Origin of the sequence: Nonomuraea sp. KM88, from assembly GCF_052245635.1 — a bacterium.
Taxonomy (GTDB): domain Bacteria; phylum Actinomycetota; class Actinomycetes; order Streptosporangiales; family Streptosporangiaceae; genus Nonomuraea.
This window is the reverse complement of record NZ_JBQQCC010000011.1, coordinates 221054-233164: the sequence shown is the minus strand read 5'-3', so window position 1 is coordinate 233164 and position 12111 is coordinate 221054. Positions and strand designations below refer to the sequence as shown.

Here is a 12111-nt window from a genome sequence, read left to right as displayed (position 1 = left end):
CATAGACCCGATCTGCACGGCTGTGACCAGTCGCCCGCGTACGCGTCTCATCGGAGCTCACGATGCCCTCGAGTTACCAGGCGTTCGTCGAACGCGCAGCAGCCGACCCCGCCGTCGTCGGCCTCGTACTCAAGGGCTCCCACGCCCACGACGGCATGACTACCGAGCACTCCGACCACGACCTGTACGTCGTCCTCGCCGACGGCGCCACCACGGATCTCACCCGGTTCGCGGGCCACCGCAGCCCCGAACTCGACCTCGTCATCGTCTCCCTCGCCGAGTTCCGTACGGTCGGCATGCCCGGCTTCGAGCGCTACGCCCTCGCCCGCGCCAGAATCGTGCTCGACCGCCTCGACGGAGGCATCGCCCGGATCGTGGCGGCCAAGGCGCGGCTCGGAGCCGCCGAAGCGTTCCGCGACTGCGGCGAATGGCTCGACGCGTACGCCAACTCCCTTTACCGATCCGTCAAGAACGACCGCGACGGACACGCGCTGGCCGCCCGGCTCGACGCCGCCGACAGCGTCAGGTTCCTGCTGGAACTGCTCTTCGCCATGGACCGCCGCCCCCGTCCTTACAACAAGTACCTGGCATGGGAACTCGCCCGGCACCCGCTGCCGGACTGGGACACCGGCAGGTTGCTGGACGCCGTCGACCGCATCTCGGCAACGGGTGATGTGCTCGTGCAGCGCCGCCTCTTCGCCCAGGTCGAGGCGGCGGCCCGGCACGCCGGGCACGGCGCGGTGCTGGACGCATGGGGCGAGGACCTCGACCTGATGCGCCCGCAGTAATCTCCCGCGGCTGCCGGAGAAAAAGTCGAGGTGATCCATCTTAAAATCTCGTGCTATTTCGCGCGTTTTCTTGATTGGCGGTTTGCTCGCGGTGGGAGGGTTTTCGTAGACTGCTTACATCCCATAGCTCTCCGGTGACGGATCCAGAAACGCCGGACAGGCTAGGTGGAAGGGGCGAGGGCCAATGGATGATTATCCGTTGCTCAATATCTTCCTCACGATGATGTGGTTCTTCCTCTGGGTCCTGTGGCTGATGCTGCTCTTCCAGATCATCATCGACATCTTCCGCGACGACAGGCTGAGTGGCTGGGGCAAGGCGGGCTGGTCGATCTTCGTCATCGTGCTGCCGTTGCTGGGCGCCCTTGTGTACCTGATCGCTCGCGGCAAGGGGATGGGCGAGAGAGAACTCGCGGTGAGGGCCGGACGCGAGTCCCGCTACTACGAAGCCGTCGAACGCCGCCTGGGGCGGACGACCGGCCAGGCCGACGAACTCACTCGTCTGGCCGATCTCAAGAACCATGGTGAACTCACCGCGGAGGAGTACGAGCACGCCAAGGCCAAAGTCCTGGCGATGTGAAGGGTCTCGTGCCGGTCGGGTGGACCGGGTGGTGTGCTCTCTCATGCCGGGGCAGCCACGTTGGAATCGCCGGCGCCGTTCGTCACCCCGCTCCCGCCTGACCGTCGCCGGGAATCCACGCCAGGCCAGCCGTAACCTTACCTTTACCTAAATGCATCACGCCTGTAACCCATGACGGACGTCTGTCAGATTTGACTGATGTACCAACGCGGCAAAGAGGTACAAAACGGGACGTAACGGACAGTGGGCTCGTGGGTGGTCCGCCGGTGGGAGTGGTGTGGTGAAGGTGGAGGAACGCTCGGCTGACGCCATCCTCGAGGTGCTCGCCGGAGCGCCGGAACCGCTGGGCGCGCGGCAGGTGCTGCAGGCGCTGAAGCTGGACACCGACCTGGAGATCAGCGAGGCCACGGTCGCCCGGCGCCTGCGACTGCTGGACCGGCGCGGGCTCACCGTGGCCGCGGGGACCAAGGGCCGGATGCTCACCTCGTCCGGCCGCCAGCACGTCGCCGCGGTGCTGCGCGGGCGCACCACCGCGACCCGGTTCCTGGAAGGCACGCAGGTACGTACCTCTGAAGGGCTGATCAACCTGCTGCGTGCGCGGCGGACGGTGGAGCCCGAGGCGGCCAGGGAAGCGGCGCTCGCCCAGGACAACGGCTCCTCGGCGGAGGCGCTCACCCGGCTGGTCGAGCGGCACGGCAGGCATTTCGCCGACGTTCACGAAGTGCCGCGGGACATCGCGCTGACCTTTCATCGCCGGGTGGCCAGGTGTACCCGCAATCCGATCGTGAAGGCCATGCTCGACGTCGTCCTCGATCCGGCGCTCGACCGCCTGGAGGCGGCCCTGGACGTCGTGCTCGACTCGCACCGTTCCGGCGAGGTCACGGTGATCGAGCACCAGCGGATCGCCGACGCGATCGCCGCGGGGCGGGCGGACGCGGCGGAGGAGGCGATGCGCGCCCACATGGATCGATTGCTGGACGAGGCCGGCCGCTTCCTCACCGAAGAGACCGCCTCCATCGTCGAGCGGCTGCTCACCTGGGGCATGCCCGGACCTACCGGACACGACACGCGCGGAGGGCCTGAGCCGGATGCCGATCATTGAGTTCACCGGCGTACAGAAGTCGTACGGCGACCTTGAGGTGCTGAACGGCATCGACCTGTCGGTCGCCGAGGGCGAGGTGGTGGTTCTGCTCGGCCCGTCGGGCTCGGGCAAGAGCACGCTGCTGCGCTGCATCAACGCCCTGGAGGACGTCTCCGGCGGCACGATCGTGGTCAACGGCCGCGATCCGCACAACAAGGCCACGAACCTGAACGAGCTGCGGAGCGGAGTGGGCTTCGTCTTCCAGCACTTCAACCTCTACCCGCACATGACGGTGGCGCAGAACATCATGCTCGCCCCCGTCAGGGTGAAGAAGGTCTCCAAGGACGTGGCCCGCCGCCGGGCGATGGACCTGCTGGAACGGGTGGGGATGCCGGAGAAGGCGGACAGCCTGCCCACGCAGCTCTCCGGCGGGCAACAGCAGCGGGTGGCCATCGCCCGCGCGCTGGCCATGGACCCGGCGATCATGCTGTTCGACGAGCCGACCAGCGCCCTGGACCCGGAGATGATCCAGGAGGTCCTGGAGGTCATGGTCGACCTTGCCGGCAGCGGGATGACCATGGTCGTGGTCACGCACGAGATGGGTTTCGCGCGCAAGGTGGCCGACCGGGTCGTGTTCATGGACGGCGGTCGAGTCGTGGAGTGCGCAGCGCCCGAGGACTTCTTCGCCAGCCCGTCGACCGAGAGGGCCCAGGAGTTTCTGCGCCGGGTCTCACATATCTGACAGAGAGGTGCCTGTACGGATGAAAGGGGTCGTGTGCCTGGCGCTCGCGCTGCTCCTGCTCACCGCCTGCGGTGACCGCCCGAGGGCGGGGCTGTCCCCGGTGGCGGAGACCAAGGGCGGGACCGGAGTCAACTCGATGGAGAAGATCAGGAAACGCGGGGAGATCGTGTTCGGAGTCAAGTTCGACACCCCGCCGTTCGGGTCGATCGGGCAGGGCGAAACCGAGCCGGAAGGCTTCGAGATCGACCTCGTCACGGAGGTCGCCAAGCGGCTGAAGGTCAGGCCGAAGTTCGTCGAGGTCAACCCGAAGAACCGGGTGGCCAACCTGGACAGCGGGAAGATCGACGTGATCACCGCGACCATGATCGCGACTCGGGCGCGTGACAGGGCGGTCGACTTCTCCGAGCCGTACTTCGAGGACGACCAGCGCCTGATGGTGCGCGGCGACTCCAAGATCTCCAGCGTCGACCAGCTCGACGGCAAGACGGTGGCGCTGGTCCAGGGCTCGACGGAAGAGAGCGTGTTGAGGGAGAAGGCGCCGGGCGCGAAGATCCTCAGCTTCCAGTCCTGGCCCACGGCGCTGCAGTCACTGCTGCGCGGCGACGCCGACGCCGTCAGCACCACCGTCGGCATCCTCACCGGCCTGAAGTCGGCCGCCGATAAGGCGGGCGAGCAGGTCAAGATCGTCAGCCCGGGAATCGCGCAGGGACCGCTCGCCATGGGGTTCCGCCAGGGCGACGCCGCCCTCCGCGACGAGGTCAACACCGCGCTGATGGGCATGGCCGAGGACGGCACCTACGACCGCATCTACGCCAAGTGGTGGGGCAAGGTGCTGCCCGAGCCGTACGAGATCCGTGTCCTTCCCGCGGGGTCCTGAACCATGTTCAACGACCTCAGCTGGTCCGTGGTGCTCGAGGATCCGGGCAGGAGCTTCCTGCTGCACGGCGCGTGGGTGAGCCTCCAGCTCGCCGTGCTCGCCATCATCGGCTCCACGGTGGTGGGCACGCTGGTGGCGCTCGGCCGCGTGTCGACGGTGCCCGCGCTGGCGCCGCTGCGCTGGCTGCTCTCCGCCTACGTCGAGTTCTTCCGCAACGTGCCGCTGCTCGTGCAGCTGGTCTTCTGGAGCTTCGGCATGTTCAGCCTGGACCTCGTCAGGGCCGCTGCCGCGCCGCTGAACCCGGTCTACAGCAACCAGTTCCTCGCCGGGCTGCTCGGCCTGACGATCTACACCTCGGCGTACGTGGCGGAGGCGCTGCGCAGCGGGATCCAGTCGGTGCCCAGAGGGCAGCTGGAGGCGGCCAGGGCCGGCGGCCTCGGCTACTGGACGGCGATGCGCGCGGTGGTGTTGCCGCAGGCGTTCGCGCTGGCCTTCCCCGCGATCGGCAACCAGTACATCAGCGCCACCAAGAACACCTCCGTGGTCATGGCCATCGGCGTCACCGACCTGGTCTTCCAGGCGCAGCAGATCGAGTCGGCCACCTTCGCCGCATTCGAGGCCTACACCGCTGCGCTCGTCATCTTCATCGTGATCTGCCTGGCCGAGTCCGCGCTGCTGGCTCTGATCGTCCGGGGAATGCTGACCAAGATGCGGCCGGGCGCCAGGACCGCCACCCCAACGCCGGCGTTGGAGGCGTGACCATGGGCGCGATCATCGACAACCTGCCGTTCATGCTGGCCGGGCTCTGGGAGACGGCGAAGCTGGCGGTGCTGGCCATCGTGCTCAGCTCCGTGCTCGGCGTGCTGGCGGGCGCGATGCGCTCGGCCCGCTCGCGGCTCGTCCGGTGGCCGGCGATCGGCTACATCCAGCTCATCCGCAGCGCGCCACTGATCGTTTTCATCCTCTACTGCTATTTCGTCCTGGCGGACCTCGGGTTCGACCTGACCCCCTTCTGGGCGGGTGTGGTCGCGCTGGGCGTGTTCACCAGCGCCTATCTGGCGGAGATCGTCCACGCCGGCATCGCCTCCGTGCCGCCCGGGCAGTGGGAGGCCGCGCGCGCCTCCGGCCTGTCCCAGGCGAGCACGATGCGTGACGTGGTGCTGCCCCAGGCGCTGCGCCGCATGGCCCCGGCACTGGTGTCGGAGTTCATCAAGCTGATCAAGGACACCTCGCTGGTCTCGATCATCGGGGTCTTCGAGTTCTTCCACCGGGTCGAGGTCACCAACTCCCGGCTGCTGACCGAGCCGTTCGCGGTGCTCGGCTTCGCCGCCGTCTGCTACTTCCTGCTCAACTATGGCCTCAGCCGCGTCGCTCGCCGTCTTGAGCTGCGGCTGGATGCCTGACGCATCACCTACAAGAAGGAAAATCACGCACTATGTCGGATCTACGGCTCAACCTTCCGTTCGTTGGCATCCCGAGCTTCCAGCGGTCGCCCATCGTGAGCGACCTCTCCCAGCTGGATGCCGACCTGGCCATCCTGGGGGTGCCCAACGACGAGGGCTCTCCCTGGTACCCGGGCGCGCGGATGGCACCGCGGGCGATCCGGGAGCAGTCGGTACGGTACGCCGGCTACGGCCGCATGCAGGCCAGGTCCGGATATTTCGACATTGAGGAGGACAGGCGCTTCCTCGAGTACGAAACCGCGAACCAGCGCATCGTGGACTGCGGCGACGTCGACATCATCTACTCCAACCCCGAGCAGACCTTCAAGAACATCACCCGCAACACCGCCCAGATCCTGGAGGCCGGAGCCGTCCCCATCGTCCTCGGCGGCGAGCACTCGGTCACCTACGGCGTGGTGCGGGCCTACGAGGAGCCGATCTGCGTCGTCCACTTCGACGCGCACCTCGACTACCGGCCCTTCATCCACGGCGCCGAATACGGCAACGGCAGCCCCATGCTCAAGATCGGGAAGCTGCCGAACGTCGAGAAGATCGTCCAGATCGGCAGCCGCGGCATGCGGGCCGCCCAGGACGACCTCGCCGAGAGCCGCGCCAACGGCAACGACGTGTTCACCATGAAGGGCTTCAGGAAGGCCGGCATCGACGACGTGCTCGCGACCCTGCCCAAGGGCAGGAAGGTGTACGTCAGCGTCGACATCGACGTGCTCGACATGCCGCTCGTGCCCGGATGCGCCTCCGCCGAGGCGGACGGCATGTCGTACGAGGAACTCCGCCAGACGATCTTCGCGATCGTCCGCGAGCACGAGCTCGTCGGCTTCGACGTCGTGGAGATCAACCCGATGCTGGACGTGGCCTCCAACGTCACCTCCCAGCTCGGCGCCCAGCTGGCCATCGAGACGATGGCCCGCGCCGTCGAGAACCCCGAATACCTGCGCCGCAAGGGCCGCCTGTCCTGACACCCGGTCCCGCGCGGGGACCTGACCGGCGCCCCGCGCGGCGACCACGTGGAGGATGATGTCCTCACGAGTCCAGCGCCGAAGAAGGCACCCGCCATGAGCCCCACCGGCGCATCGGTCGAGGAGTTCCTGGCCGCGGTGCCGGTCGAGACCCGGCGAGCGGACGCCGAGCAGGTGTCCTCGCTCATGGCGGAGATCACCGGGGAGCCGCCGGCGATGTGGGGCACGAGCATCGTCGGGTTCGGCGCCTATCACTACCGCTACGCCAGCGGCCACGAGGGAGACGCGCCCCTGACCGGCTTCTCCCCGCGCAAGGCGCACCTGGTCGTCTACCTGGTCGCCGGGTACGAGGACCGCTGTCCCGCGGCGCTCGCCCGCCTCGGGCCGTACAAGGCGGGCAAGGGATGCCTCTACCTGAAGCGGTTGTCCGACGTCGACCTCGGCGCGCTGCGCGAGCTCTTCGACCACTCCGTCCGCGTACACCGAGGGGCGTAGCCTGACGTCCATGCAGAAGGTGCAGCTGAGTGGCGAGAAGGCGACGATGCTCGCCACTCTGTACGGCCGGGCCGTGGACGCCGAATCCCCCACCCCCATCCTGGGCGACACGATGGCGCTCGAAGCGATGCGCGCCATCGACACCGACTTCACGAAAGTCGGACTGAGGCGCGGCGACGCCGTGACCGTCGCCATGCGCGCCAGACACCTGGACGACTGGACGCGCGACTTCCTCGCCGAGCATCCGGAGGCGATCGTGCTGCACCTGGGGTGCGGCATGGACACCCGGGTCCACCGCGTCGACCCCGGGCCGGGCGTGCACTGGTACGACGTGGACTTCCCGGAGGTCATCGACCTGCGCGAGCGCCTCTACCCGGCACGCGACCACCACACCGTGATCCCCTCGTCGGTCACCGACCTGGCCTGGCTCGACCGGGTGGAGGGCGACCTTCCCGTACTGGTCGTCGCCGAGGGCCTGACCATGTACCTCGAAGAGGGAGAAGGCCACGCGCTGTTCCGCGCGATCATCGACCGGTTCCCCTCCGGCCGGTTCGTGTTCGACGCGTTCAGCAGGCGCGGCATCAAGTGGCAGAAGATCAACCGGGTGGTCCGGCTCGCCGGCGCGACCCTGCACTGGGGAGTGGACAACCGTGCCGACCTCGAGGCCATCGACCCCCGGTTACGCGTCGTCACCGAACTGAGCGCGTTCGACCTGCCGGGATACGAAAGGCTCAAGCCCAGCTACCGCGCGCTGGTCGCGGTGGCGAGAGCGCTGCCGTTCATGCGCAGGATGGCCGTCTTCTACCGCCTGGACTTCCCCGCGTGACCGCCGCCGGACTGTTCAGTTGCCCACGCCGAGGTCGGCCATGAACGCGGACGGGTACCGGTCGCCGCGGGCCGCGTTCGGCGGCACCGCCTTCTCGATCTCCGCGAGGTCGTCCGCGGTGAGGCGCAGGTCCATCGCGGGCAGCGCCTCGGCCAGCCGCTCCCGCGTACGGGCGCCGACCAGCGGCACGATGTCCTCGCCCCGCGCGGCCACCCAGGCGATGGCCAGCTGGGCGACGGTGCAGCCCTTCGCCTCGGCGACCTGGCGCAGGGCCTCCACGAGGGCGAGGTTGTGCTCCACGTTCTCGCCGGAGAAGCGCGGGCTGAAGCCGCGCACGTCGCCGGGGCCGGCGGCGCGGTCGGCGGACCAGTGCCCCGAGATGAGGCCGCGGCTGAGCACGCCGTAGGCGGTCAGGCCGATGCCGAGCTCCCGCAGCGTGGGCAGGACGTCCGCCTCCACCGCGCGGGAGATCAGTGAGTACTCGATCTGCAGGTCGGCGATCGGGTGCACGGCGTGCGCCCGGCGGATCGTCGCCGCATCGACCTCCGACAGGCCGATGTGCCGTACGTATCCCGCGTCGACCATGTCCTTGATCGCGCCCACCGTCTCCTCGATCGGCACCGCCGGGTCCAGGCGGGCGGGGCGGTAGACGTCGATGTGGTCGGTGCCCAGCCGGGTCAGCGAGTAGGCCAGGAAGTTCTTGACCGCCTCGGGACGGTTGTCCTGCCCGCCGAACTCGCGGCCTGGCCCCCGCAGGGCGCCGAACTTGACGCTCAGCTGGTAGCTGTCGCGGTCCCGGCCGCGCAGCGCCTCGGCGAGCAGCATCTCGTTGTGGCCCATGGCGTAGAAGTCGCCGGTGTCGATCAGCGTGACGCCGCTGTCCAGCGCGGCGTGCACCGTCGCGATGCTCTCGGCCCGGTCGGTTGCGCCGTAAGCGTCCGACATCCCCATCGCACCCAGGCCCAGCGCGGAAACGGCCGGACCTGTGCGGCCCAGGGTTCGTCGCTGCATCACATTCACCCCTCGTTGTCGATGTCGCCACCATGCTGTGCCCGGGCAGGCAGGCGCGAAAGCGGAGCGTTCATCATGGGAGAGCCGCTCCCTGGCTCGGCCGATGCCCCGCGAGGCAGGATGAAGGCATGCAACGTGACCAGCTCGCCGACTTCCTCCGCCGCCGCCGCGAGGCGATCCGGCCGGCGGAGGTGGGTCTGGCCGACAGCCCTCGCCGCCGCACCGCCGGCCTGCGCCGGGAAGAGGTGGCGATGCTCGCCGGCATGTCGGTGGACTATGTCGTACGCCTCGAGCAGGGCCGCAGCAGCCAGCCGTCGACCCAGCTGCTCGGCGCGCTGGCCCGGGCGTTGCGCCTGTCCGACGACGAGCGCGACCATCTGTTCCACCTGGCCGGCCACCGGCCACCGCCCGCCGACGGGGTGGCCCGCCTGGCCCGCGCCGGCCTGATGCGCATGCTCAACCTGCTCGGTGACACCCCGGCCATGGTGCTGTCCGACCTGAGCGAGGTTCTCGCCCAGAACCGGGCGGCCCTCCTGCTGACAGGCGACCACACCGGCTTCTCCGGCGACCGGCGCTACGTCGTGTACCGCTGGTTCACCGAGCCCGCCTCTCGAGCCACTTACCCGTCCGAGGAGCACGACCACCAGACCCGCCAGCTGGTGGCCGATCTGCGTGCGGTCGCCGGCCGCCGGTCCGGCGACCCGGTGGTCGAGGGGCTCGTCGACCGTTTGCAGGCCGCGAGCGCCGACTTCCGCCGGCTCTGGGCCGAGCACGAGGTGGCGGTCCGGCGCGCCGACCGCAAGACCGTGCTGCACGCGAGAGTCGGCCGGCTGACCATGGACTGCGAGACCCTGGTCACTCCCGATCAGGGTCAGCAGCTGCTGGTGCTCACCCCCGCGGACGCCGAGACGCGCGAGCGGCTTGAGCTGCTGCTGGTGCTCGGCATCGAGGAGTTCCCCTCGGGGTCAACGGTGAAATGATTCAATGTACGTTCGCATCCCGCCGATCAAGGAGTGACCGTGATCACCGACCCCACGCTCACCAGGATCGGCCAGGGGGTGGAGCTGCACCACCACCAAGGCCAGCGTGAGGCCGCCCGCGACCTGTTCGCACAGATCTGGGATGACATCGGCGGCGAGCAGGGCGACCCGCTGCACATCTGCGTCCTCGCCCACTCGATGGCCGACGTGCAGGACGACGTGCAGCAGGAGCTGCTGTGGGACCTGCGAGCGCTCGCCGCCGCCGATTCGATCACCGATGAGCGGGTGGCGCACGCCGGGGTGGCGTTTCCGGTGGCCGGCCTCTACCCGTCGTTGCACCTCAACCTGGGCGAGTGCTACCGCAAGCTGGGCGATCTCGACCGCGCCCGCGAGCACCTCGAGCACGCACAGGCCACGATCGGCGCGCTCGGCGACGACGAATATGCGCAGCTCATCAAGGGTGGCCTGGAACGGCTGACCGAACAACTCGGCTGATTCCACCGACATGCCGCATTCTGGAGCGGCAACAAGCGTGAAGGTCACGTCGCCAAGTCCCAGACGCTCCATCCGGGCCCGCATGCCACGCTCCGATACGACGACTTGGCCGCATCCGAGAACATGAGGGTGTAGGCGAAGCATTTCCGCAGGTGGGCGAGCCGGCCATGCTGTGTATCGGCGTACGCGTGGATTCTGATCACCACATCGGTGCGATCGGTCCGAGCGCTGTAGGCCGTGAGGTCGACCCCGCGTCCGGCCAGGACATCGTGGAAGTTCCCCTTCGAGGCCGACGCCGGTAGCGCTGAGAATTCCCGGAAAACCTCGGCCGCCGTTTCCTGCACGCGGCCCTCAGCCTCACGGCGTTGCATCTGCTCCCATTGCGAGTTGCGGTGCACTATCCAGCCGAACCCGCCGACAACAAGCGCGACAAGAACGACCATGAAGACGAGCGCACCGATCGAGCCTTTGTCCCCGTCGGACTTTGCCCTGGCCGATGACTCCATGACGGCTCCGCTCGCGCCGTGACATCCATCACAGGACTTGCCTCTGACATGGATGTGAGGTTCTAGCGTATCCGCATGCAGATCAACGGAGCACATGTGCTGGTCACCGGGGCCAACCGGGGCCTGGGCCGGCAATTCGTCCTGTCCCTCCTCGACCGCGGCGCCGGCAAGGTGTACGCCACGGCCCGCCGGCCCGACCTCGTCGACGTACCGGGGGTCGTCCCGCTGCGCCTGGACATCACCGATCCGGAATCGATCGCCGCTGCGGCGGCAGCGGCACCTGACGTCAAGATCGTCATCAACAACGCGGGCATCTCGAGCGGAGCAAATCTGGTCGCCGGGGACCTGGACACGATTCGCCGCGAGATGGACACCCACTTCTACGGCACCCTGAACATGATCCGCGCCTTCGCGCGCTGCCGACACCGACATGATGGCCTGGTACGAGGGCGACAAGAGCGCCCCCGAGGTGATCGTCGCGGCGGCCCTCGACGGGATCGAGGCGCACCGGCCCGAGGTCCTCGCCGACGACTGGAGCCGCCAGGTGAAGGCTTGGCTGTCCGAGGACCCGGACGTCATCTACCGGGAAGCTGCGGCCGCCCTCACGACCTGACGTGCCGCTCCTGCCGGCCACGGCGTCCGCGGCCGTGAGCTCGAAGAGGTCGCCTTCGCGCCGCAGCGGGATGCCGCCGCCGACCGATTCGGCCACGCCGACCCTCGATCGCGCCTTCGGGTTCACGTGATCGCACCGCGGAAGCCCCAGCGGCGGGTGCCTTCGCTCAGCCGCACAACGATCAGGAGCCGGGCGTTGGCAAGACCTCGAGATCGTCCTGACAAACACGAGAAGGCCCGCTCCAGGATGTCCTGGTGGCGGGCCTTTCAGCTGCGCGCGGCCGACAAGGCCGAACCCGTGTACGTTACTGCCGCACACCACTTCACGAGATGCGACCCACTTCACCGGGTGAGCTGCACGGCAAATACCGGGAAGGTGTGCTCGGTCTGCTCGTCCGGGCCGGCGTCCTCCTCGGCGGTGACCTCCCGCAGATCAGTCCACGGCACCACACCCGGCAGTGTGTCCGCGGCCATCAGTGCGAGCACCGGTGCGGGACTGTCCACAGGCCGAAACCTGCCCCGGAACGGCAGACCACTCGGCTCGACAGAGGCCGCCGAACACCGTAGCTGGCCGGCCTGCTCGTCGTACCAGGCATAGAACGTCACCGGGCCGGCGACATCAGCGAACCGGGCACCGAGCCGCGACGAGAGCCCGCTCCACGGACCCGGCGTCGAAGCCCTCCGGGGCGAAGCCGAACGCCA

At 68.5% G+C, this 12111-nt stretch carries 16 protein-coding genes and 1 pseudogene; 14 read left to right on the top strand and 3 right to left on the bottom strand.

Annotated elements, in window-relative coordinates:
• Positions 1–62: 62 nt before the first annotated feature.
• The 10 genes from ACTWPV_RS30180 (at position 63) to ACTWPV_RS30135 (ending at position 7805) form a co-directional block, all read left to right on the top strand.
• Complete coding sequence (locus ACTWPV_RS30180; protein ID WP_443154378.1) at positions 63–788, top strand: hypothetical protein; 726 nt, start codon at positions 63–65, stop codon at positions 786–788.
• 184 nt (positions 789–972) lie between these two features.
• Positions 973–1365 (top strand): SHOCT domain-containing protein, encoded by a 393-nt coding sequence (locus ACTWPV_RS30175; protein WP_347645984.1) that lies wholly within the window; start codon positions 973–975, stop codon positions 1363–1365.
• Positions 1366–1645: 280 nt separating this feature from the next.
• Entirely contained in the window at positions 1646–2467 is an 822-nt protein-coding gene (locus ACTWPV_RS30170; protein WP_443154377.1) for an FCD domain-containing protein, read from the top strand.
• On the top strand, positions 2454–3188 hold the full coding sequence (locus ACTWPV_RS30165; protein ID WP_443154376.1) for an amino acid ABC transporter ATP-binding protein: 735 nt from the start codon (positions 2454–2456) through the stop codon (positions 3186–3188). The genes ACTWPV_RS30170 and ACTWPV_RS30165 overlap by 14 nt, the downstream gene beginning before the upstream one ends.
• A 19-nt stretch (positions 3189–3207) precedes the next feature.
• On the top strand, positions 3208–4065 hold the full coding sequence (locus tag ACTWPV_RS30160; protein WP_347645986.1) for a transporter substrate-binding domain-containing protein: 858 nt from the start codon (positions 3208–3210) through the stop codon (positions 4063–4065).
• 3 nt (positions 4066–4068) lie between these two features.
• The gene (locus ACTWPV_RS30155; RefSeq protein ID WP_443154375.1) at positions 4069–4824 is read left to right on the top strand and encodes an amino acid ABC transporter permease; all 756 of its coding nucleotides are present in this window, start codon (positions 4069–4071) and stop codon (positions 4822–4824) included.
• Positions 4825–4826: 2 nt separating this feature from the next.
• Complete coding sequence (locus ACTWPV_RS30150; protein ID WP_347645988.1) at positions 4827–5468, top strand: amino acid ABC transporter permease; 642 nt, start codon at positions 4827–4829, stop codon at positions 5466–5468.
• Between the two features lie 32 nt (positions 5469–5500).
• Positions 5501–6484 (top strand): arginase family protein, encoded by a 984-nt coding sequence (locus ACTWPV_RS30145; protein ID WP_347645989.1) that lies wholly within the window; start codon positions 5501–5503, stop codon positions 6482–6484.
• A gap of 96 nt (positions 6485–6580) precedes the next feature.
• Positions 6581–6979 (top strand): DUF1801 domain-containing protein, encoded by a 399-nt coding sequence (locus ACTWPV_RS30140; RefSeq protein WP_443154374.1) that lies wholly within the window; start codon positions 6581–6583, stop codon positions 6977–6979.
• Positions 6980–6989: 10 nt separating this feature from the next.
• Positions 6990–7805, top strand: coding sequence for a class I SAM-dependent methyltransferase (locus ACTWPV_RS30135; RefSeq protein WP_443154373.1), 816 nt, complete (start codon positions 6990–6992; stop codon positions 7803–7805).
• Positions 7806–7820: 15 nt separating this feature from the next.
• Here ACTWPV_RS30135 and ACTWPV_RS30130 read toward each other — a convergent pair whose 3' ends face one another.
• Positions 7821–8816, bottom strand: coding sequence for an aldo/keto reductase (locus ACTWPV_RS30130; RefSeq protein ID WP_443154372.1), 996 nt, complete (start codon positions 8814–8816; stop codon positions 7821–7823).
• A 128-nt stretch (positions 8817–8944) separates the two neighbouring features.
• Between ACTWPV_RS30130 and ACTWPV_RS30125 the strand changes: the two genes are divergently transcribed.
• Both ACTWPV_RS30125 and ACTWPV_RS30120 read left to right on the top strand, forming a co-directional pair.
• The gene (locus tag ACTWPV_RS30125; protein ID WP_443154371.1) at positions 8945–9796 is read left to right on the top strand and encodes a helix-turn-helix transcriptional regulator; all 852 of its coding nucleotides are present in this window, start codon (positions 8945–8947) and stop codon (positions 9794–9796) included.
• Between the two features lie 39 nt (positions 9797–9835).
• Complete coding sequence (locus ACTWPV_RS30120) at positions 9836–10291, top strand: tetratricopeptide repeat protein (protein ID WP_443154370.1); 456 nt, start codon at positions 9836–9838, stop codon at positions 10289–10291.
• A gap of 44 nt (positions 10292–10335) precedes the next feature.
• Here ACTWPV_RS30120 and ACTWPV_RS30115 read toward each other — a convergent pair whose 3' ends face one another.
• A complete protein-coding gene (locus ACTWPV_RS30115) occupies positions 10336–10797 on the bottom strand; it encodes a hypothetical protein (protein WP_443154369.1) in 462 nt (153 codons plus the stop codon).
• 75 nt (positions 10798–10872) lie between these two features.
• Here ACTWPV_RS30115 and ACTWPV_RS30110 point away from each other — a divergent pair.
• Together ACTWPV_RS30110 and ACTWPV_RS30105 are read left to right on the top strand one after the other, a co-directional pair.
• A pseudogene (locus ACTWPV_RS30110) lies at positions 10873–11175 on the top strand (SDR family NAD(P)-dependent oxidoreductase); the annotation flags it as partial.
• Positions 11176–11227: 52 nt separating this feature from the next.
• Positions 11228–11410, top strand: coding sequence for a hypothetical protein (locus ACTWPV_RS30105; RefSeq protein WP_443154490.1), 183 nt, complete (start codon positions 11228–11230; stop codon positions 11408–11410).
• A gap of 341 nt (positions 11411–11751) precedes the next feature.
• Here the strand turns inward: ACTWPV_RS30105 and ACTWPV_RS30100 are convergent, their stop codons facing one another.
• The gene (locus ACTWPV_RS30100; protein WP_443154368.1) at positions 11752–11913 is read right to left on the bottom strand and encodes a hypothetical protein; all 162 of its coding nucleotides are present in this window, start codon (positions 11911–11913) and stop codon (positions 11752–11754) included.
• Positions 11914–12111 lie beyond the last annotated feature (198 nt).

Coding starts and splice junctions, on each gene's coding strand:
- ACTWPV_RS30180 (WP_443154378.1), top strand. CDS start 63: ATGCCCTCGAGTTACCAGGCGTTCGTCGAACGCGCAGCAGCCGACCCC.
- ACTWPV_RS30175 (WP_347645984.1), top strand. CDS start 973: ATGGATGATTATCCGTTGCTCAATATCTTCCTCACGATGATGTGGTTC.
- ACTWPV_RS30165 (WP_443154376.1), top strand. CDS start 2,454: ATGCCGATCATTGAGTTCACCGGCGTACAGAAGTCGTACGGCGACCTT.
- ACTWPV_RS30160 (WP_347645986.1), top strand. CDS start 3,208: ATGAAAGGGGTCGTGTGCCTGGCGCTCGCGCTGCTCCTGCTCACCGCC.
- ACTWPV_RS30155 (WP_443154375.1), top strand. CDS start 4,069: ATGTTCAACGACCTCAGCTGGTCCGTGGTGCTCGAGGATCCGGGCAGG.
- ACTWPV_RS30150 (WP_347645988.1), top strand. CDS start 4,827: ATGGGCGCGATCATCGACAACCTGCCGTTCATGCTGGCCGGGCTCTGG.
- ACTWPV_RS30145 (WP_347645989.1), top strand. CDS start 5,501: ATGTCGGATCTACGGCTCAACCTTCCGTTCGTTGGCATCCCGAGCTTC.
- ACTWPV_RS30140 (WP_443154374.1), top strand. CDS start 6,581: ATGAGCCCCACCGGCGCATCGGTCGAGGAGTTCCTGGCCGCGGTGCCG.
- ACTWPV_RS30135 (WP_443154373.1), top strand. CDS start 6,990: ATGCAGAAGGTGCAGCTGAGTGGCGAGAAGGCGACGATGCTCGCCACT.
- ACTWPV_RS30130 (WP_443154372.1), bottom strand. CDS start 8,816: ATGCAGCGACGAACCCTGGGCCGCACAGGTCCGGCCGTTTCCGCGCTG.
- ACTWPV_RS30125 (WP_443154371.1), top strand. CDS start 8,945: ATGCAACGTGACCAGCTCGCCGACTTCCTCCGCCGCCGCCGCGAGGCG.
- ACTWPV_RS30115 (WP_443154369.1), bottom strand. CDS start 10,797: ATGGAGTCATCGGCCAGGGCAAAGTCCGACGGGGACAAAGGCTCGATC.
- ACTWPV_RS30105 (WP_443154490.1), top strand. CDS start 11,228: ATGATGGCCTGGTACGAGGGCGACAAGAGCGCCCCCGAGGTGATCGTC.